We start from the raw sequence: 19,369 nt of genomic DNA on the forward strand, positions 1-19,369 counted from the left end.
TCGAGACCTATGGGGAGGTCCGGTTGCACGCGGTGATTCTTGCCGGCGGCAAGGGGGTGCGGCTGAAGCCGTACACCACGACGCTGCCGAAGCCCCTGATGCCGATCGGGGACAGTCATTCGATCCTGCAGATCGTGCTCGACCAGCTCGCCTCGCGCGGGTTCACCTCGGTGACCCTGGCGATCAACCATCTCGGCCCGCTGATCAGGGCGTTCGTCGGGGACGGCAACCGGTGGGGCCTCGACATCGACTACATCGAGGAGGACCGGCCGCTGTCGACGGTCGGCCCGCTGTTCGCCCTGAAGGACCGGCTGCCCGACGAGTTCCTGGTGATGAACGGCGACATCCTCACCGACCTCGACTACGGCGACCTGCTGCGTGACCACCAGCTCTCCGGGGCCGGGCTGACCCTGGCGACCTCCGAGCGGGTGCACCGGATCGACTTCGGCGTGCTCGACGTGGACGCCGGGCGGGTCGTCGGGTTCCGGGAGAAGCCGGCGCTGCGCTACCCGGTGAGCATGGGTGTCTACGGGATGTCCCGCCGGACGCTCGACCCCTACCAGGCCGGGTTGGCCCTCGGCTTCGACCAGCTCGTGCTGGACCTGCTGGCGGGCGGCGACCCACCCCGGACGTACCCGTTCGACGGTTTCTGGCTGGACATCGGCCGGCCGGAGGACTACGACGAGGCGAACCGCTCGTTCCCCCAGCTCAAGCCGATCCTGCTGCCCGCCCTCCCGCGGCCGGTGGAGGTCCCCGTCGGCGAGCCGGTGCTGGCCGTCGGCGAGCCGGTGGCGGCCGGTGACGGGCCGCTGGTCGTCCCGGACCTGTCGGGTGCCGTGCGGGCCGGTGAGCTGACGTGACGCGGGTACTGCTGTTCGGGGCGTCCGGGTTCATCGGCGGGCACGCCCGCGACGCCCTGGCGGCGGATCCCCGGGTGACCGAGGTGGTCTGTCCGGGCCGGGCGACCTACGACCTGCTCGGTGGTGACGTGGCGGGGCTCGCGGCGCTGCTGCGCGAGGTCGCCCCGGACGCGGTGGTCAGTTGCGTGGGCGCGCTGACCGGTTCCGCCGGGGAACTGGTCACCGCCAACACGCTGGTCGCGGCGAAACTGCTGGAGGCGACCGCCGAGGCGGCGCCGCAGGCCCGGCTGGTCCGGCTCGGCTCGGCCGGCGAGTACGGGCCGCTGCCGCAGCGCGTGCCGGTCACCGAGGAGCTGCCGGCCCGGCCGGTCAGCGCGTACGGCGTGAGTCACCTGGCCGGGACCAGGCTGTTCCAGCTCGCCGGGGAGGCCGGGCAGGTCGACGCCGTGTCGCTGCGGGTCTTCAACCCGATCGGCCCCGGCATGTCGCAGGAGAACCTGCTCGGTCGGGCGGCGGCCCGGATCCGGGCCGCGCTGGCCGAGGGGGCCGGCGAGATCACCCTGGGTCCGCTGTCGGCGTACCGGGACTTCGTCGACGTGCGGGACCTCGCCGCGCTGATCGCGGCGGCGACGCTGGCGTCCACCCTGCGGCACCGGGTCGTCAACGCGGGCAGCGGCCGGGCGGTCACCGCCCGGCAGGCGGTCGCGCTGCTGGCCGACGCGGCGGGCTACGACGGCGCGATCCACGAGGTCGGCGTCGGGCCGCAGCGGTCGCAGGCGGTCGACTGGATCCAGGCCGACATCGGCCGGGCCCGCGACGAGCTGGGCTGGTCGCCGGTGCGCGACCTGGCGACGTCGATCAAGGACATCTGGGCCGCCGGCGACGCACGGTGAGCCGGGCGGCCCACTTCCCATCACGACACACCCGCAACACGAGAGGACACCGCAGATGAGTATGAAGATCGGAGTCGTGGGCCTGGGCTACGTGGGGCTCACCCTCACCGCCGCCCTCGCCGACAAGGGCTTCACGGTGTACGGCGCGGACGTGTCGCCGGCGGTGCTGGACGCGCTCTCGCACGGCCGCCCGCACATCTTCGAGCCCGGCATCGAGGACGTCTTCGCCGCCCACCTCGGCACCAGCATCCACGTCGCCGCCGACCTGCCGAAGGACACCGTCGACGTGGCGGTGATCAGCGTGTCGACGCCGGTGGACAACATGACCCACCGGCCCAACCTGGCGAACCTGGCCGCCGCCGCCCGGGTGGTGGCCGCGAGTTGCCGCCCGGACACCCTGGTGGTGGTGCGCAGTACGGTGCCGGTCGGCACCAGCCGCCGGGTGGTGCTGCCGGAGCTCCAGGCCGCCTGGGGCGAGCGGGTGAAGCTGGTGATGGCCCCGGAGCGCACCATCCAGGGCCAGGCGCTGCGGGAACTCGTCGAGCTGCCGCAGGTGGTCGGCGGCCTGGACGACGAGAGCCTGGCCGCCGCGACCGAGTTCTTCGACGGGCTGGTCCGCACCATCGTCCCGGTCTCCAGCCTGGAGGCCGCCGAGCTGGTGAAGCTGTCGAACAACTGCCACACCGACCTGATCTACGCGTTCGGCAACGAGATCGCGCTGATCGCCGAGCGGCACGGCCTCGACCCGCTGGAGGTGATCCGGGCGACGAACGTCGACTACCCGCGTCCGGATCTCGCCAAGCCCGGGTACGTGGGCGGCGGCTGCCTCTCCAAGGACCCGTACATCATGATCGACAGCGCGGGTGACCGGCGGCCGTTCCTCGTCGGCAAGGCCCGTCAGCTCAACGAGTACCTGCCGATCCACGTCGGGGAGACCGTGGTCCGGATGCTGGTCGAGGCGCGCGGGCGCAGCCTCGGCGCCCGCCTGGCGGTGCTCGGCTGGGCCTACAAGGGCTGGCCGGCCACCGACGACATGCGGGGCACCCCGATCGAGCCGATGATGCGGGTCTTCTCGGCCGCCGGTGTCACCGTGCTCGGGCACGACCCGATGGTCACCGACGACGTGATCCGCCAGTACGGCGGCGAGCCGGTCAGCCTGGACAAGGCGTTCACCGAGGCGGACGCCGTACTGATCATCAACGACCACCCGGACTACCGGGCGCTGCGGGTGCCGGAGGTGCTCGGCGCGACGCCCCCGGCGTTCGTCTACGACTCGTGGCGGGTGCTCGACGGCGACGCGGTGATGGCCGCCGGGGTGCGGTACGCCGGGCTCGGTTACCTGCCGCCCGCGCCGACCGGTCCGGGTGACGACGGCGCCGTGGCGGCCGGTGCGGGCGCGTCGACCAGCGGGGCGGTGTCGGCATGAGGGCGTTGCTGCTCGGCGGGGCCGGGTTCATCGGCCTGCACCTCGCCCGCCGGCTCGTCGCCGACGGGCACCAGGTGACGATCGTGGACGACTTCTCCCGGGGCCGCGACGACGCCGACCTCGACCGGCTGCGCGCCGACCCGGCGGTGCGGGTGGTCTCCGGCGACCTGACCAGCCCGGACACCTGGGCCGCCCTGCCCACCGGCTGGGACCAGATCTACCTGCTCGCCGCCGTCGTCGGGGTGCGCAACGTGGAGCAGGACCCGGCCCGGGTGATCCGGGTCAACACCCTCTCCGCGCTGCACCTGCTCGACTGGGTGGCCCCGGGCGAGCGGGTCTTCTTCGCCTCCACCAGCGAGGTCTACGCCGGGGGCGTGACCGCCGGGGTGGTGCCGGTGCCGACGTCCGAGGCGGTGCCGGCGATGATCTCCGACGTGGCGGCCCCCCGCTTCGCGTACGCCGCCAGCAAGCTGCTCGGTGAGGCCGCCTTCCTGCACACGGCCCGCGCCAAGGGTTTCGAGACCGTGGTGGGCCGGTTCCACAACGTGTACGGCCCCCGGATGGGCGCCGACCACGTCATCCCGGAGATGTCGCTGCGCGCCCTGCGCGGGGCGGATCCGTTCCCGGTCCCCGGCGCCGACCAGTACCGGGCGTTCTGCCACGTCGACGACGCGGTCGAGGCGATGCTGCGGCTGATGGCCACCCCGGCCGCCACCGGTCAGCTCGTGCACATCGGCAACGACCGGGAGGAGACCAACATCGGTGACCTGGCCAAGCTGGTCCTGCGGGTGGCCGGGGTGAGCCCCGCCATCGCCCCCGGCAGCGCGCCGCCGGGGTCGGTCGCCCGCCGCTGCCCGGACCTGTCCCGGCTGCGGGAGCTGACCGGCTACGAGCCGGGCGTCAGCCTGGAGGAGGGGGTACGCAGCACGTTCGCCTGGTACCGGGAGCACGGGTGGACGTGACGAGCCGGCGTCCCATCTGCTTCTACTACGGTGACGGTCGGCTGCCCGAACTCACCAGGTACGTGCGGGTGGTCCTGCAACCGGCGTTCTACCGGACGGCCGAGCTGCGCTACCTCGCCGAGCAGGACGTGCAGACGCTCGGCTACCTGTCGCTGTCGGAGGACCAGGGGCCACCCGCGCCCTGGCAGCGGCAGGAACGCAACCCGGACTGGGGCGGCGCGTTCGTCCACGTCGACCATCCGCTCTGGGTGGCGCACGTGGTCGAGCAGGCGAAGCAGGCCATCGCGCAGGGCTTCGCGGGGCTCTTCCTGGACACGCTCAACGTCGAGCTGACCTTCCCGGAGGACGTGCCGCACCTGCTGACCCTGGTCGCCGCGATCCGGGAGGAGGCCGCGCCGGCGTACCTGCTGGCGAACCGGGGGTTCGGCATGCTGCCCCGGCTGGCCGAGATCGTCGACGGGATCGTCTTCGAGTCGTTCTCGGCCCGGTGGACCGACCAGGGGTACGCCCCGTGGCCGCCCGACGTGCTGGAGTTCCACGCCCAGATCGCCGAGCAGCTGCTCCAGTTGGAGCTGGACCTCTACAGCCTCGACTACGCCGACAGTCAGGGGCTGGCCGATTTCGCCGAGCGCCGGGCCCGCCAGTTCGGGCTCCAGTCCTCGGTCAGCGACCGCGCCCTGTCCCGCACCTGACCGGGCGGCCCCGGGCGGGGGCCGGACGCGGGTACGCGTCCGGCTCCCGCCCGGCCGGGTAGCCCCCGTGGAACAGCCAGCTTCCACCGCTCGCCGGCAACTGGAAGGGTTGGTACGAAACCAGCATTCTCGAAGCCGACCGGAGATTCACCCAACACCTGCGCGAGTTGAAGGAGCAGCCTGATGGCAACTAGTTGGCGTGATGTCCGGTCCCGGATGAATCTCGACGAGAGCAGGGTCGCCGCGCACCAGGAGCAGATGCGTACCGAGGTGCGCGCCTATCGGCTCAGGGAGATGCGTGAGCGCCGCGGGCTGACCCAGCAGGAGGTCGCGGCCCTCATGGACGTATCGCAGCCGCGGGTGGCCGCGATCGAAAAGGGCGAGCTGCCCGCTACCGAGGTATCCACCATCGAGCGGTACGTCTCCGCGCTCGGCGGCAAGCTGGAGATCGTCGCGGAGTTCGACGGAGAGCGGCTCGCCCTGAGCTAGCCGCCACCGGCACTGCGGGCCGGGGCAACCGGATTCCGCCAGGTCACCGACTCCGGAGGCCGGCGACGAGGAGGGCGACCATGCGACGGGCGTCGTAGCCGGGCATCCGGCCCGCTCCGGCACAGAGGTTGCCGACGGCGAAGAGCAGCTCCTGCGGGCCGGGGCCGGGCGGGATCTCGCCGGCCTCGGCGGCGGCGTCGAGCAGCTGGGCGCAGGCGGGGACGAGCCGGTCGAGGAAGTACCCGTGCAGGGTCTCGAAGGTGGCGGCGTCGGACTGGAGCGCCCCGGCCAGGCCGTGCTTGGTGACCAGGAAGTCGACGAACAGGTCGATCCAGGCGGCCAGGGCGGCGTGCGGCGTACCGCTGGTGGCGAGCAGGGCCGGCGCGGCCTCGACGCACGCCTGCACCTGGTGCCGGTAGACGGCGACGACGAGGTCGGCCCGGGTCGGGAAGTGACGGTAGATCGTCCCCACGCCGACGCCGGCCCGCGCGGCGATGTCGCGGACGGGGGCGTCGACGCCGACGGTGCGGAACGCCTCGGCGGCGGCCTCCAGCAGGGTGGCCTCGTTGCGTCGGGCGTCGGCCCGCTTGCGTGGGGACGGCGACGCCGCCGCCTCCTCGGGTCCGCCCATCGCGTCCGCACCTCCGACCAACCTTGGCAAACGGAACAGCGTTCCGTATAGTTCAGAGCGGAACAGCGTTCCGCTTGGCTCATGATGCCAGAGCCGGAGGGCGACCACCAGCCAGCCACCCCGTGGAGGAACAGTCATGCAGTACCGCACCCTCGGCCGCACCGGTGTGCAGGTCAGCACCCTCGTGCTCGGCGCGATGAACTTCGGCGCCCTCGGCCGGACCGGCCCGGACGAGGCCACCGCGATCGTGCACGCCGCCCTGGACGCCGGCATCAACCTGATCGACACCGCCGACCGCTACAGCCAGGGCGAGTCGGAGGAACTGGTCGGCCGGGCCATCGTCGGCCGCCGCGACGACGTCGTGCTGGCCACCAAGGCGAGCATGCCGATGGGCGACGAGCGCAACCACCGGGGCGGCTCCCGCCGCTGGCTGTACACCGCGCTGGACGACAGCCTGCGCCGGCTCGGCGTCGACCACGTCGACCTCTACCAGATCCACCGGTGGGATCCGACCACCAGCGACGAGGAGACCCTCTCCGCGCTGACCGACCTCCAGCGGGCCGGCAAGATCCGCTACTTCGGCTCCTCGACCTTCCCGGCGTACCGGATCGTGCAGGCCGAGTGGACCGCCCGGGAGCGCCACCTGAGCCGGTACGTCACCGAGCAGCCCAGCTACTCGATCCTGCAACGCGGCATCGAGACGCACGTGCTGCCGGTCACCGAGCAGTACGGGCTCGGTGTGCTCGCCTGGAGCCCGCTCGCCTCGGGCTGGCTGTCGGGCGCGGTCCGCGCGGGCCGGGAGATCACCACCCACCGCGCCGACGTGCTGCCGCAGCGCTTCGACCTCACGGTGGACGCCAATCGGACCCGGCTCGACGCCGTGGAGCAGTTGACCAAGGTCGCCGACGCGGCCGGGCTGACCCTGATCCAGCTCGCGCTCGGGTTCGTCACCGCGCACCCCGCCGTGACCAGCGCGATCATCGGCCCCCGCACGATGGACCACCTGCACAGCCAGCTCGCCGCCGCCGACACCGTGCTCACCGCCGACGTGCTCGACGCCATCGACGCGATCGTCGCCCCCGGTGTCGACCTCGCCCCGGACGAGAAGCACGACACCCCGCCGGCCCTGCTCGACCCGGCACTACGCCGCCGCTGAGCGCCCACCCGCCCGACCCACCCGCGGCGAGGGCTCCGACCCGGGGCCGGCTACCGGGCGGGCTGGGCGGCCAGCGGGAAGGTGACCCCGGTCAGCTCCTCGGAGACCGTCCACAGCCGACGGGCGACGGCCTCGTCGCGGGCGGCCTTCGACCGGCCGACGAGCTTCGGCGCACCACGCCCTTCGAGGAAGCCGCCCGGCCCGGCGTAGCTGCCGCCGGGGACGTCGGCCACCGCGGCGTAGAGGGTGGGCAGCGCGCCGTCCGCCTCGCTCTGCGCGAAGCGGTGGACGAGGGTCATCTGGAGCCGGTTCCACAGGGAGCGCTGCTGGTCGAGGTGCCCGAGCAGGTTGGTGGAGGCCAGGCCGGGGTGGGCGGCGGTCGCCCGCACCGGCGAGCCGACCTCGGTGAGGCGGCGCTGCAACTCGGCGGTGAACAGCAGGTTCGCCAGCTTGGACTGGGCGTACGCGGGGAACGCCCGGTAGGGCCGGCGCTCCCAGTTGGGGTCGGCGAAGTCGATCTTCCCGCCCCGGTGCGCGCCGGAGGCGACGGTCACCACCCTTCCCCGTACCTGCGGCAGCAGCAGGTTGGTGAGCGCGAAGTGGCCGAGGTGGTTGGTGCCGAACTGGAGTTCGAACCCGTCGGCGGTGCGGCCGAGCGGCGGGATCATCAGCCCGGCGTTGTTGATCAGCAGGTCGATCGGCCCGGTGCAGTCCTGCGCGAACGCGCGCACCGAGGCGAGGTCGGCCAGGTCGAGCCGCCGCACCTCGACGTCGCCGGTCATGGTCGCGGCGGCGGCAGCGCCCTTGGCGAGGTCACGGACGGCGAGCACGACGTGGGCGCCCCGGGCGGCGAGCACCTGGGCGGCGATCCGGCCGATGCCGCTGTTCGCGCCGGTGACGACGACGGTACGGCCGGTCATGTCGGGAACCTGGGCGGTCGTGAATGTTGTCATGGCCAACAATGTATACGGCGACAACAATGTTGGCAACGGCGACATTTTTTCGACTACGATGACCGGTGTGCCCACGTACCACCACGGAAACCTGCGCTCGACGCTGCTCGCGGCGGCCGAGAACAGCCTGCGCCAGCACGGCGTGGGCCAGCTCTCGCTGCGCGAACTGGCCCGGGAGGTCGGCGTCAGCCACGCCGCGCCACGCCGGCACTTCGCCGACCGGCAGGCGCTGCTGGACGCCCTCGCCGAGGCCGGGTTCGCCCGGCTGCACGCCGAGCTGCACGCGGCGCTCGCCGCCGCCGGCCCGGACTTCGGGCCGCGCCTGCACGCCATGGCCACGGCCTACCTACGGTTCGCCACCGAGGACGCCGCGCTGCTGGAGCTGATGTTCGCCGGCAAGCACCGCGAGGGGGCCGACCATCTCGTCGCCGCCGCTGCCGCGCCGCTCGGCCTGATGCACGACCTGATCGTCGAGGGGCAGGAGCAGGGGGTGCTGGAGGCCGGCCCACCGGACCGCCCCGGGATCGTGCTGTTCGCCACGTTGCAGGGCATCGCCACCCTGGTCAACGGCAACCTGGTCGCGCCGGAACTGCTCGACGGGATCACCCGGGACGCCGTCGACCAGTTCCTCCGGGGAGCCCGCCCCCGCTGACCGCACGGCCCCGTCGTCCCCCGGTCGCACGCTCCACAAACGACGGACGGTCCGCGCCGCCGACTGTCGGCTTCTCGACTTTCGTTGTGCCTGCTCGCCCGCTGGGTAATGTGGCGATCAATCCCCTCCCCCGACGTCGGTCGACGCGTCGACGGCACGGCTCTCCCGGTCGGTGCCACCACCCGCATTGCGGGCCGGATCACCCGACGGCGGCGGGACGGAGCGGATGCCGGCAGGGGGAGGTTCGCGTGACAACTGGTCTGGTGCTCGACGACAGCGGCTTCGAGATCCTGGTCGCCGGGGAGCGGATCGAGCCGCGCCGGCCGCTGACCGCAGAGGACGCCACCCTGCTGGGCGACCTGGGCAGCCGGTACGCGCAGGCCGTCCAGGCCGGCGCCGACGACGACGTGCTGACCGGGCTGGGCCGCGCGTTGTACGGCTGGCTGGACGGCGAGCAGGGGCAGCTGACCGACCTGCTGCGCCGGGCGTCGACCCCGCTGACCTTCGAGGTGCAGGGTCCGCGCACGCCGTCCGATCGACAGTGGACGGTGCTGCGGGCACCGTTCGAGCTGCTGGCCCGCCCCGACGGCGGGTTCCTCGCGGCCGACACCCTGCTGCGCTTCGGCGTCGTCCGCCGGCTGGGCGCACCCGGGGTCCGGCCGGCTCTCGACGCGTACCGGCTGGGGTTGGGGTTCATGGCGGCGGCCCCACGCGGGCAGCACGAACTCGACTTCGAGGCCGAGGAGGCGGCGATCCTGCGCGCGGTGGGCGAGGCCCGGCTCGACCTGATGGTCGAGGACACCGGCGACCCGGCGCAGTTGGCGCACCGGCTGGCCGACCTGGGCGGCCTGCCGGTGCTGCACCTGTCCTGCCACGGGCTGAACACCTGGCGTCCCCGGCCGGACCGGCCGGGCGTGCCGGCGCTGATGCTGGAGGACGAGCTGGGCGACGTACGCCCCACCACCGCCACCGAGCTGGTCGGGCTGCTGACCACGATGCCCCGACTGGTGTTCGTCTCGGCCTGCCTCACCGCGACCGCCGCCGACGCCACCGGCCAGCTACCCCCCGGACCGGGCCGGCGTGGCGAGTCGGACACGCCGGCAGCCGGCACGGAGCTGGTGGCGCACTCGCTGGCCACCGCCCTGGTGTCGGCGGGGGTGCCGGCGGTGCTCGGCTGGGACGGCTCGGTCGGCGACCGGTCGGCCACCGTCTTCGCCGAGACACTCTACGGGCGGCTGGGCGACCGGGCCGATCTCGCGGTGGCCGTCGCCGACGCCCGCCGGGCGCTGCTGGAGTCGACGAAGCCGCTGCTGCGGGCCGACTGGCACCTGGCCCGGTTGTGGCTGGGGCCGACCGGGGGCGGGCCGCTGGTGGCGGGCACCCGGCGGCGGTCGCTGGTGTCCCCCGTACGCGGGACCAAGAAGTTCCTGGACCGCAAGCAGCACGTGCCGGTGGCGCGGGCGGACATGTTCGTCGGCCGGCGGCCGGAGTTGCAGCAGTCGTTGCGGGCGTTGCGGTCCGGCGACCGGGCCGGCGTGCTGCTGCACGGGCAGGGCCGGTTGGGCAAGTCGAGCCTGGCCGCCCGGATCGTCGACCGCTTCCCGGACCGGGCCGTCGGGGTGGTCTTCGGCGACTACGGCGCGCTGGCGGTGCTGGACGCGGTCGCCGACGCGGTACGCGCCAACCCGCAGGCCCGGGACCTGATCGCCAGGCGACTGCCGGAGGTACGCGCCCGGCCCGAGGCGCTGGAGACGGTGCTGATCGACCTGCTGACCGGCCCGTGTGCCCAGACCGGCGAGGGTCAGAGCCCACTGCTGCTGATCATCGACGACCTGGAGCAGATCCTCCACCCCGATCCGGCCGGACCACACCGGGTGGTCGCCGAGTCCGCGCCGGTGCTGGCGGCGGTGCTGCGGGCGTTCGACCCCGCCGAGACCGACAGCCGCCTGGTACTCACCAGCCGCTTCCTGTTCACCCTCGGCGGGCTGGAATCCCGGCTCGCCCCGGTGCAGTTGCGCCCGCTGTCCGAGGTGGCCCAGGGCAAGCTGCACTGGCGTCAGCAGGCGCTCGTCCCACCCGACCGGCAGGCCGAGCGGGCCACCCTGGCCCGCCGGGCGATCCGGGTCAGCCGGGGCAACCCCGGGCTCCAGGATCTGGTCGTGCTGCGGCTGGTCTACAGCGGGCAGGTGCCGCCGGAGCGGTCCGAGGCGGCGGTCGCCGGGATGGAGGAATACCTCCGGCAGGGTGACCTGCCCCCGGACGCCGACGTACGGGCGTTCCTGGAGAACCTGGCCCTGGACGAACTGCTGGCGCAGGCCGGGCCGCCCCACGTCGCCCTGCTGCGGGCAGTCACCCTCTTCGACCTGCCGGTACCGGTGCCGGTGGTCGACACGCTGGCGGCCGAGGTCGGCGGGTCGACGGACCGGTTGCGCGGGCTCGGCCTGCTGGACACCTTCCCCGACCGGTACGACCCGCAACGTCAGGCGGTCGCCGTCAACGCGCTGGCCGCCGGCCGGCTCACCCCGCTCGCCGACGAGGAACGCACCAAGCTGGCGGCACTGGCGGTGGAGCCGCTCTTCACCGCCTGGGGCGGCCCCACACCTAGCCCACGACAAGATTTGGCCCTGGACCTGCAACTTACCCGCCTAGCCCTGACCGCCGGAACATCTCCCGCCGTCGTCGTGGCGTGCGGGACCGGAGCAGTAGTCGAGCTACATGGCGGCCATGCCGATAATGCCTTCAGGCTCGGAAAAGAAGCGATAGCCCTCCTCGATCGGCATCGCGCCGCCATCCCTACCTATCTGCTTCGTAAGGTTGCCGGTGCTGCGGCGATCAGCGGTGACGGCGACACCGCGGCGGAACTGTTCGACCGGGCTCTACGGCAGACGCAGGGCAACAATCAGCCCGAATCCCACCCACTCGAACAAGCCCGGGTCATCGCCGAACAGGCAACCTTCCTGATTAACCGCGGTGAACTCGACAGGGCTGAACAACTGTTGCGACATGCGCAACGGCTCTTCAGTGAGGCAGGATCAGAGCAGGAAGCCGCCGTTTGCCACGGGAAAATCGCCCTCCTCCTCTATCGACGCGGCCATTTCGACGAAGCACTCCACATCCGACGCAACATCGAACTACCCGTCTACCAACGCCTCGGGGAAGCCAGAGAAACCGCCATCTGCTACAGCAGCATCGCCGACATCCTTCAAGAGCGCGGCAATTACGACGAAGCACTTCATATACGACGCAACATCGAACTACCTGTCTACCAACGCCTCGGGGAAGCCAGAGAAACCGCCATGTGCCATGGCGACATCGCCGAAATCCTCTACCGACGCGGCCATTTCGACGAAGCACTCCACATCCGACGCAACATCGAACTACCCGTCTACCAACGCCTCGGCGAAGCCAGAGAAACCGCCATTTGCCAAGGCAACATCGCCGATATCCTCCAAACACTTGGCGACTATGACGAAGCACTCCATATTCGACGCGACATCGAACTACCTGTCTACCAACGCCTTGGAGACGCCCGAATGACCGCAGTCACTCATGGCAAAATCGCCGACATTCTTCATCAGCGCGGCGACTACGACGGGGCAAGAAAGCTACACCTCAAGCGGCTGGAAATACATGAACACCAGGGCGATATCGACGCCATCGCCTCGGCGAGGTGGGGCCTGGCACAGATCGACCTGGCTCGACAGAACTATCGATCTGCCGAAGAACATCTAGCCGAGTCTTTTCGAATCCTGTGCCACCTTCAGCGCCCTGACGGAACGGCGGTAGTGGGGCTGAGATTTGGCCAACTACTGGCAGCGTCAGGAAAGCAGGAAGAGGCTCGACAAGTGTTCGAGACCAGCCTTCTCGCCGCGAAGAAGATTAGCGCAACGGGACTCTACAAGAGGATCAGCGAAGCGCTGACGATCCTCTCCCCCAAGAGCGACCCGAGGTAGCTCGCAGCGTCGAGATGCCGCGTTCGCCAGCTACGGCATTCCCGAGTGGGGGAAGATTTATCTCTGTCTTTCAAAACGACATCATCCCCGAAAGAAAATACCCATTCTGACAGGTAGCTTCCATCAGGTACCCCCTCTGCCAAGGAGAGGAGGCTGAGGGGTACCTGATCTTCTGGCCGGCTGGTCAGTCAGGCTGACGGACGGCCGATAGGAAGTTCCGCCAGGATTGCGGAGAGAACACCAGCACAGGACCGGCTGAATCCATGCTGTCCCGAACTCCTACGCCGCCGGGCAGACTGTCGGCAACCTCCACGCAGTTGCCCTCGGCACTGCTGCGACTGCTCTTGCGCCAGACGGCCTCGTCGAAATCAGCCATGATCCTTCTCCTTGAACTCCCGAAGAAAATTCCGCCAGGACTGCGCGGAGAACACCAGCACCGGACCGGCGACGTCCTTACTGTCCCGCACCTGCACCACGGCGGATAGCCCATCAGCGACCTCCACACAGGCCCCCTCGGCGCTGTGCGTGCTCTTGCGCCAGCAAGCACCAACTGGATCATTCATCATAGGTCTCCTTGATCACGCGCCCGATGAGATCCTCGGACTCACGCTCGTCGAGGGCAAGCGCCGAGAGCGCCTGCCAGGCTTCGGAGTATGTTTCCAACTCGTTCGGACGGTCCAGGTAGAGGCTGCCGGTAAGGGACTCGCTGTAGACGGTGGAGGGTTCGGCAGGGCGGGTGCCGAGGGCCGGGAAATCCAGAATGATGAAGGCGTTCGCGACGAAGACCATGTGCGGACCAGCCGACTGCGGGACGATGCGAACCGACACGTTGGGCGCTTGGGCAGCGTTCACGAGATGCGCGAGCTGCTTGCGCCACTCCTCCACGTCGGCGATGGGTCGACGGATGACCGCCTCGTCGATGATGGCCTCGAAGGTCGGAGCGACCGGGCGGCGTCGAGACAGCAGACGCTGCCGCTCCAGCCGGAGGGACACCTTCCGCGCCACCTCCTGGGGGGCACGCCCTGGCTTGCTCTCGAACACCGCCGCCATGTACTCCGGAGATTGCAGCAGGCCGGGGATCAGCATCGTCTCGTAGTGGCGGATCCGGCGTGCTGCTGCTTCCAGCCCCACGTACAGCTCGAACCATGCAGGGATGACCTCCCCGTAGGCGTGCCACCATCCCTTGCTCTTACTCTCCCGTGCGAGACTGACCAGCACCTCAGTCAGCTCGGTCGATGTGCCGTAGTGCTGGCACATGAGGGTGACATCGTGGGTGCGCAGCGAGGTCTGGCCGCCTTCCAACCGGTACATCTTGGCGCGCGACCACTCGAGGGCTTCGGCTGCGGCCTCAAGGTTGATGCCGGCCTCCTCCCGTGCCTGCCGCAGTAGCCGACCGAGCTGCCTGCGAGGAACCGACGATCCGTCGCTCACGTACCGGTCTCCGTCTCAACACTGTGCGTCATCTGTCTCATCTGGAACAGACTGGCGGGCCAGACGAGCCATCGTCAATATCTTTCGTCGAATTTCTCGATGAGACGTTGCACTTCGATCCGCATCCAGCACATCGTGGCTGGCAGAGCGGCCTGTCGACGAGTAATGGAGGGTGGCAGATGGCCCGATGGAAATGGTTCCAGCGTAAGGATCATCCGGTCGACATGGTGGGTCGGTCGAGTGTCGCGCAGAAGGCCGACACCGCCGGCCCGCCGGATGGGAATTGCGCGACGGCCCGACCGGCGTGGAACAGCCCGACGGTGATCTTCGCGCGGGATCTGCCGTTGCTGACCCCGGCCGCGCAGTGGCGGGCGCGCAATGCCGTCCGGGGGCACCGGCGATGAGGCCGACCCCGCCAGAATGCGCCGTCGATCGGGGCACCGGCCGTGGTTGAGGGGCGGCCCGAACCGCCGTTCCGCGTGCTGATGGCCGGTTACGTGGTCGACTTCCACCACCGCGACGCCTGCCCCCGCTGCCTGCCCGACGGCTCCTGCCGCCGCCTCGCCGCAGCCGCCGAGACGCTCCGCGTCTGGCGCGACCGCCCCGACCGGCAACCCCGCGAACCCGCCACCCGCGAACAGGACGGAACGACCGACCGACCCGCACGGACCAACCAGCACGCCCGGACCGACCGACCCGCACAGATCGAGCGGGGTACGCCGTGAAGCCCGGCGACCTGCTGCTGATCACCCGGGCGGCCAGCGTGCAGTTCATCCGTCCGATCCGGTGCCGGCTGATCCGGATCGACGACCGGCCTACGTACGACGGGTGGGTCTGGCTCGATGTCTACCAGCTCGACGCCCGGGACCGGGCGGTGGCCCGGCGGAGCATCTTCGTGCAGCGCGCCGGGATCCGGCAGGGCGAGCCGGCACGTCAACCCGCGCAGCGCGGCACCGTCCGCCCGCGCGCCTGCACGACGGGACGCAACCGCAGGCCGCCCGGCTCCTGACCATTACCCCCGGAGCACCCGTCAACGGCACGACAGTGCCCTGGCCGGCGGCCAGGGCACTGTCGGAGGGAGGGGAATTACGCGGGAGAGCCGGCTTCCGCGTAGTCGTACAGACTCTTGATGTCGTTGTCGTAGTACGGGCCGTCGAATTGCCCGTTGCCCGGGTTGTCGCCGTGGCTGACGGTGCTGTTGATGTATCCGGCACCGATCGTGTCGTTGTATTCCTGCAACCAGGGACCGCCGCTGGATCCGTAGGTCATGTTGCAGTACATCCGGATCTGCTGGCCGCCCGCGTCCCAGGTCGTGCCCTGGCAGTACTGCTGGCTCTCGCCGCCGCCGAGGTTGGACGGGTAGCCGAGGGCGGTGACCGCGACGGAGTAGCCCCAGTTCCAGCGCAGCCCGTTGCCGCCGACGGTGTCGACGACCTTGGCGTTGTAGATGCCGCCGTTGGACATCACGGCGATGCCCATGTCCTCGGCGTAGCTCGACGAGCTGGCCCACGCGCCCCGGGTGGAGAGGCTGTAGGCCACGAAGGTGCCGAACGGCCGGACGCCGTTGCGGTACCGGGGGACGAACTGCCAGTTGCTGTACCAGCCACCGCCGGCACCCTGGTGGACGCAGTGGCCGGCGGTCACCACCAGCCGCCGCTTGGTGCTGGCGACGGTGCTGGCCGAGCAGGAGGCGGTGCCGCCGCCGGGCACGGTGAAGTAGACCTTGCCCACGGTCACCGCCTCGTTCAGCATCGTCCGGGGGCCGCTGGCGACGCTCGGGGCCACCGGAGCGACAGTGCCGGCCGGGCCGGTGGGCCTCGGCGCGCGGCTCGACGACGTGGTGGCGCGGGCCGACTTCGGGAAGTCCAGGTCGACGGCGGACGCCATGCGTTCCGGCGTCCAGAAGTCCATGACCTCCTTGGCGATCTTCTCGTTGGTGATCGCCCGGCCGTCCAGGGTACGGGCTACCGCGGTGATGTTTCCTTTCTGGTCGACCGAAGTGGAATTCGCCTCGGCTGCCGGCGCACCGGTCAGAATGAGAGTGAATGCGGCTCCGGCACTCACCGACCAACGCAGAGCGGATTTCAAGAGGACCTCCCTATGCCCCTTGCGCCTATCTGGACTCGGGAAGCATATTGAGGGTCAACTATTGATCACAATGCTGGTCATTGAGTGCCAGGAATCTGTGTCACTCCGTAACATTCGGCATGTCCACTGCCAATTTTATTGGCCCTGGGATATGCGATGGATTGTTTCCTCCCCCGGCGGGCCGGGCCGACGTCACGGCGACGGCACCGGGGGGCGGCGGACCCGGACCGGAGGTCGGCAACGGCGTTCGACCGGCATCGTGAGCACATCCCGACACCGGTCGACGCACGCAGCGGAGCCGGCGACCGCCGGCGCGGAGGTCAGCGCGAACCGGAGCCGAGGGCCGTCCGGATCAGCCGGTTGACCAGCTTGGGGTACTCCAGGCCGCTGGCCGCCCACATCCGGGGGAACATCGACGTCGGGGTGAACCCGGGCATCGTGTTGATCTCGTTGAGATAGACGTCCAGGTCGGGGGTGACGAAGAAGTCGACCCGGGCCAGGCCGGCACAGTCCAGCGCGGTGAACGCGCGGGTGGCGTACTCCTGGACCTGGCGGGTGACCCGCTCGGGCAGGCCGGCGGGGACGTCGTACTCGCAGACCTCGTCGGCGAAGAGGTACTTGGCCTCGAAGTCGTACCACTCGCGGTCGCCGACCATCCGCACCTCGGCCAGCACGGACGCCTCGGGCGCCCCGCCGGCCTCGCCCTCCAGCACGCCGCACTCGATCTCCCGGCCGACGATCGCGGCCTCGACCAGGACCTTGGTGTCGATCTCGCGGGCGGTGGCGACGGCGGCGTCGAGCTGCGCCCAGTCGTCTACCCGGGTGATGCCGAACGACGAGCCGGCCCGGGACGGCTTGACGAAGACCGGCAGCCCCAGCCGCTGCTTGTCGGCCTCGCTCAGGGTCATCCCGTTGCGCAGCACCGCGTACGGGCCGACCGGGATGCCCTCGACGGCACAGAGCTTCTTGGTGAACTCCTTGTCCATCGCGGCGGCGGAGGCGAAGACGTTCGCCCCGACGTACGGGATGTCGGCCATCTCCAGCATGCCCTGGATGGTGCCGTCCTCGCCGTACGCGCCGTGCAGCACCGGGAAGACCACGTCGACGTCGGCGAGCGCCCGGGGCCCCTCGGCCGGGTCGAGCACCAGCAGACCACCGGCGGTCGGGTCGGCGTGGAGCACCACCTCGACACCGGCCCCGGCGGTGACCTCCGGGAGCGTGCGCGCCCGGATCGCCAACTCGCCCGGTTCCCCGCTGGTGAGCACCCACTGGCCCTGTCGGGTGATGCCGACCGGCACCACGTCGTACTCGTCGGGGTCGAGCGCGGCGAGCACGCTGCCGGCGCTGACGCAGGAGATGCCGTGCTCGGGGCTGCGTCCGCCGAAGACGATCGCCACGCGGGTCTTGCCTGGGGTGGTCACTCGGGTCACCTCTCGGTACGCGACTGCGGAGCCGTCAGTTGCGCTCTCCCGACTGACCTTACTGTGGGTGGCGACGCGCCGATGGTGATACCCGGGAGGACGTGATCGCCCCTCGCAAACGGTCATCCACCCCGATACGGTACGTGACCGTCAGCCGTGTCCGGGCGGGATGACGCGGCGTCGCCGACCGACGGCGATCACCTTGACCCGCTGCCGTCCGGCCCGGACCATGCCGAGCGCCATGAACGCCCCGGCGATCCGGTCGGCGGCCTCCCTGCTGTTCGCGCCGACCACCTGGCGACGCCGTTCGGGACGGGACCGCTCGTCGCGTTGCGCGGTCTCCGCCGGCCGTACGTCGCTGAGCACCACCAGGAACCGTGTCATCGCCGTCATCAGGCCCCTCACAGTCCACAGTCCTTTCCCGACGATGGATGGCGGCGGCGGCACGTGACGATCGGGAACGGGGGAGTAAACCCGATCGCCACGTGCCTCATCCCCTCCGGTCGCTCACCACCGCCGTCGTCACGACAACCGTTGGTGAGGACGCCATCACAGAGTGACATGTGGACAGGCGTGAATGCAACTCTCATCGACGTTTCTCTCATGCGCGCGTTCCCAAGACGTGTGTCACCATCGATGTATGGCACCGAAGACCGCCCGGGCTCGCCGCCTGGGCATCGCCCTGCGTACCCACCGGGAAGCCGCCGGCCTCACCCTGGAGGCCGCCGCCGACGAGATCAACAGCACCCGCAGCACCCTCAGCCGCTACGAGAACGCGCAGACCCTGGTCAGCCCGGCCACCGTCCGCGCGCTGCTCAGCCTCTACGGGGTCCGGCCGGAGGACATCGCCGCGGCGGTCCAGCTCGCCAAGGACACCCGCAAGCCCGGCTGGTGGGTGCCCTACTCGCACCTGCTGGACAAACGCACCATCGACTTCATCGCCCTGGAGGCCGAGGCCACCGGGATCGCCAACTTCGAACCCTCGATCGTGCCGGGTCTGCTCCAGACCGCCGACTACATCCGGGGCGTGATGCGGGGCGGCCCGCACACCCTCACCGACGACCAGGTCGAGCAGCGGGTCAAGCTCCGCCTGGACCGGCAGCAGCGGATCACCGCCGCCGAGCCACCGATCTTCGACGCGATCATCGACGAGGGCGCGCTGCTGCGCCCGGTCGGCGACCGGACGGTGATGGCCGCGCAGCTCAGCCACCTGCTCAAGACGTCGGAGCTGCCGAACGTCACCGTCCAGGTGATCCCACTCTCCGCCGGCTACCACCGGGGCACCCGGGGCTCGCTGCACATCCTGGAGTTCGCCGACCCCGAGGACCCGCAGATCGCCTCGGTGGAGACGGTCGCCGGCCAGATGGTCCTGGACCGACCGGGCGACCTGCGAACCTGCACCAAGATCATGGAGCATCTGCGCACCGTGGCGCTGAGCCCCGCGGACAGCCGCGACCGGCTGCTGCAACTGATGAAGGGACGGTAGGAGACCGATGACACCGACGATCAGCGCGGCCCTGTCCAGGGCCGCCTGGCGCAAGAGCAGCCGCAGCGGGGACGAGGGTGCCTGCGTCGAGCTGGCCCCGCTGCCCGGACAGGTCGCGATCCGCGACTCCAAGGACCCGACCGGCCCGGTACTGCTCTTCCCACCCGCCGCCTGGGCCGCCTTCGCCGCTGACCCGCCGAGTCGCTGACCCGCCCCGCGCCCGCCCCCGCACCGCGTCGATGCGCTGCGGGGGCGGGCGCGTGCGGTCAACCCGTG

The 19,369-nt window shown here is 70.7% G+C and carries 21 protein-coding genes; 13 read left to right on the forward strand and 8 right to left on the reverse strand.

What is annotated here, in order from left to right:
- Positions 1 to 32 precede the first annotated feature (32 nt).
- The 6 genes from GA0070623_RS11475 to GA0070623_RS11500 all read left to right on the forward strand — a co-directional run bounded on the left by GA0070623_RS11475 (position 33) and on the right by GA0070623_RS11500 (position 5,322).
- Positions 33 to 860, forward strand: coding sequence for a nucleotidyltransferase family protein (locus GA0070623_RS11475; protein WP_231932825.1), 828 nt, complete (start codon positions 33 to 35; stop codon positions 858 to 860).
- The gene (locus GA0070623_RS11480; protein WP_067305418.1) at positions 857 to 1,753 is read left to right on the forward strand and encodes an NAD-dependent epimerase/dehydratase family protein; all 897 of its coding nucleotides are present in this window, start codon (positions 857 to 859) and stop codon (positions 1,751 to 1,753) included. The genes GA0070623_RS11475 and GA0070623_RS11480 overlap by 4 nt, the downstream gene beginning before the upstream one ends.
- Before the next feature lie 55 nt (positions 1,754 to 1,808).
- Positions 1,809 to 3,179 carry a nucleotide sugar dehydrogenase gene (locus tag GA0070623_RS11485; RefSeq protein ID WP_231932752.1) on the forward strand — a complete coding sequence of 457 codons (1,371 nt, stop codon included), beginning with the start codon at positions 1,809 to 1,811 and terminating at the stop codon, positions 3,177 to 3,179.
- Positions 3,176 to 4,141 (forward strand): NAD-dependent epimerase/dehydratase family protein, encoded by a 966-nt coding sequence (locus GA0070623_RS11490; RefSeq protein WP_067305421.1) that lies wholly within the window; start codon positions 3,176 to 3,178, stop codon positions 4,139 to 4,141. The genes GA0070623_RS11485 and GA0070623_RS11490 overlap by 4 nt, the downstream gene beginning before the upstream one ends.
- Complete coding sequence (locus GA0070623_RS11495) at positions 4,132 to 4,833, forward strand: hypothetical protein (protein WP_231932753.1); 702 nt, start codon at positions 4,132 to 4,134, stop codon at positions 4,831 to 4,833. The genes GA0070623_RS11490 and GA0070623_RS11495 overlap by 10 nt, the downstream gene beginning before the upstream one ends.
- Positions 4,834 to 5,016: 183 nt before the next feature.
- Complete coding sequence (locus tag GA0070623_RS11500; protein ID WP_067305424.1) at positions 5,017 to 5,322, forward strand: helix-turn-helix domain-containing protein; 306 nt, start codon at positions 5,017 to 5,019, stop codon at positions 5,320 to 5,322.
- A gap of 43 nt (positions 5,323 to 5,365) precedes the next feature.
- Here the strand turns inward: GA0070623_RS11500 and GA0070623_RS11505 are convergent, their stop codons facing one another.
- Complete coding sequence (locus tag GA0070623_RS11505) at positions 5,366 to 5,953, reverse strand: TetR/AcrR family transcriptional regulator (RefSeq protein ID WP_067305427.1); 588 nt, start codon at positions 5,951 to 5,953, stop codon at positions 5,366 to 5,368.
- Between the two features lie 136 nt (positions 5,954 to 6,089).
- Between GA0070623_RS11505 and GA0070623_RS11510 the strand changes: the two genes are divergently transcribed.
- A complete protein-coding gene (locus GA0070623_RS11510; RefSeq protein WP_067305430.1) occupies positions 6,090 to 7,109 on the forward strand; it encodes an aldo/keto reductase in 1,020 nt (339 codons plus the stop codon).
- A 50-nt stretch (positions 7,110 to 7,159) separates the two neighbouring features.
- Here the strand turns inward: GA0070623_RS11510 and GA0070623_RS11515 are convergent, their stop codons facing one another.
- Positions 7,160 to 8,062, reverse strand: coding sequence for an oxidoreductase (locus GA0070623_RS11515; RefSeq protein WP_067305434.1), 903 nt, complete (start codon positions 8,060 to 8,062; stop codon positions 7,160 to 7,162).
- Positions 8,063 to 8,120: 58 nt separating this feature from the next.
- Here GA0070623_RS11515 and GA0070623_RS11520 point away from each other — a divergent pair, with 58 nt between their 5' ends.
- Positions 8,121 to 8,714: a TetR/AcrR family transcriptional regulator gene (locus tag GA0070623_RS11520; RefSeq protein ID WP_067305438.1), complete on the forward strand. Its 594-nt coding sequence runs from the start codon at positions 8,121 to 8,123 to the stop codon at positions 8,712 to 8,714.
- Positions 8,715 to 8,962: 248 nt separating this feature from the next.
- Positions 8,963 to 12,667, forward strand: coding sequence for a tetratricopeptide repeat protein (locus tag GA0070623_RS11525; protein WP_089004010.1), 3,705 nt, complete (start codon positions 8,963 to 8,965; stop codon positions 12,665 to 12,667).
- Between the two features lie 184 nt (positions 12,668 to 12,851).
- Here the strand turns inward: GA0070623_RS11525 and GA0070623_RS11530 are convergent, their stop codons facing one another.
- Genes GA0070623_RS11530 through GA0070623_RS11540 form a run of 3 tightly spaced genes read right to left on the reverse strand, consistent with a single transcriptional unit; the run spans position 12,852 to position 14,098 of the window.
- Complete coding sequence (locus tag GA0070623_RS11530; protein WP_084261448.1) at positions 12,852 to 13,043, reverse strand: DUF397 domain-containing protein; 192 nt, start codon at positions 13,041 to 13,043, stop codon at positions 12,852 to 12,854.
- Positions 13,036 to 13,230, reverse strand: coding sequence for a DUF397 domain-containing protein (locus GA0070623_RS11535; RefSeq protein ID WP_067311671.1), 195 nt, complete (start codon positions 13,228 to 13,230; stop codon positions 13,036 to 13,038). Before GA0070623_RS11535 ends, GA0070623_RS11530 begins: the two co-directional genes overlap by 8 nt.
- On the reverse strand, positions 13,223 to 14,098 hold the full coding sequence (locus GA0070623_RS11540) for a helix-turn-helix domain-containing protein (RefSeq protein ID WP_067311614.1): 876 nt from the start codon (positions 14,096 to 14,098) through the stop codon (positions 13,223 to 13,225). The genes GA0070623_RS11535 and GA0070623_RS11540 overlap by 8 nt, the downstream gene beginning before the upstream one ends.
- Positions 14,099 to 14,544: 446 nt before the next feature.
- Between GA0070623_RS11540 and GA0070623_RS11545 the strand changes: the two genes are divergently transcribed.
- Both GA0070623_RS11545 and GA0070623_RS11550 read left to right on the forward strand, forming a co-directional pair.
- Positions 14,545 to 14,823: a hypothetical protein gene (locus GA0070623_RS11545; RefSeq protein ID WP_067311617.1), complete on the forward strand. Its 279-nt coding sequence runs from the start codon at positions 14,545 to 14,547 to the stop codon at positions 14,821 to 14,823.
- Positions 14,820 to 15,107: a hypothetical protein gene (locus tag GA0070623_RS11550; RefSeq protein ID WP_067311619.1), complete on the forward strand. Its 288-nt coding sequence runs from the start codon at positions 14,820 to 14,822 to the stop codon at positions 15,105 to 15,107. The genes GA0070623_RS11545 and GA0070623_RS11550 overlap by 4 nt, the downstream gene beginning before the upstream one ends.
- Positions 15,108 to 15,184: 77 nt before the next feature.
- On the opposite strand, the gene GA0070623_RS11555 is transcribed toward GA0070623_RS11550, so the two are convergent.
- The 3 genes from GA0070623_RS11555 to GA0070623_RS11565 form a co-directional block, all read right to left on the reverse strand.
- Positions 15,185 to 16,162, reverse strand: coding sequence for a trypsin-like serine peptidase (locus GA0070623_RS11555; protein ID WP_231932755.1), 978 nt, complete (start codon positions 16,160 to 16,162; stop codon positions 15,185 to 15,187).
- A 344-nt stretch (positions 16,163 to 16,506) separates the two neighbouring features.
- Positions 16,507 to 17,607 (reverse strand): D-alanine--D-alanine ligase family protein, encoded by a 1,101-nt coding sequence (locus GA0070623_RS11560; protein ID WP_067311624.1) that lies wholly within the window; start codon positions 17,605 to 17,607, stop codon positions 16,507 to 16,509.
- A gap of 150 nt (positions 17,608 to 17,757) precedes the next feature.
- Positions 17,758 to 17,991, reverse strand: coding sequence for a hypothetical protein (locus tag GA0070623_RS11565; protein ID WP_172898511.1), 234 nt, complete (start codon positions 17,989 to 17,991; stop codon positions 17,758 to 17,760).
- A gap of 256 nt (positions 17,992 to 18,247) precedes the next feature.
- Here GA0070623_RS11565 and GA0070623_RS11570 point away from each other — a divergent pair, with 256 nt between their 5' ends.
- Together GA0070623_RS11570 and GA0070623_RS11575 are read left to right on the forward strand one after the other, a co-directional pair.
- The gene (locus tag GA0070623_RS11570) at positions 18,248 to 19,093 is read left to right on the forward strand and encodes a helix-turn-helix domain-containing protein (protein ID WP_067311632.1); all 846 of its coding nucleotides are present in this window, start codon (positions 18,248 to 18,250) and stop codon (positions 19,091 to 19,093) included.
- A gap of 7 nt (positions 19,094 to 19,100) precedes the next feature.
- Complete coding sequence (locus GA0070623_RS11575) at positions 19,101 to 19,301, forward strand: DUF397 domain-containing protein (RefSeq protein WP_067311634.1); 201 nt, start codon at positions 19,101 to 19,103, stop codon at positions 19,299 to 19,301.
- Positions 19,302 to 19,369: the final 68 nt, after the last annotated feature.

This window comes from Micromonospora rifamycinica (genome assembly GCF_900090265.1).
Taxonomy (GTDB): domain Bacteria; phylum Actinomycetota; class Actinomycetes; order Mycobacteriales; family Micromonosporaceae; genus Micromonospora; species Micromonospora rifamycinica.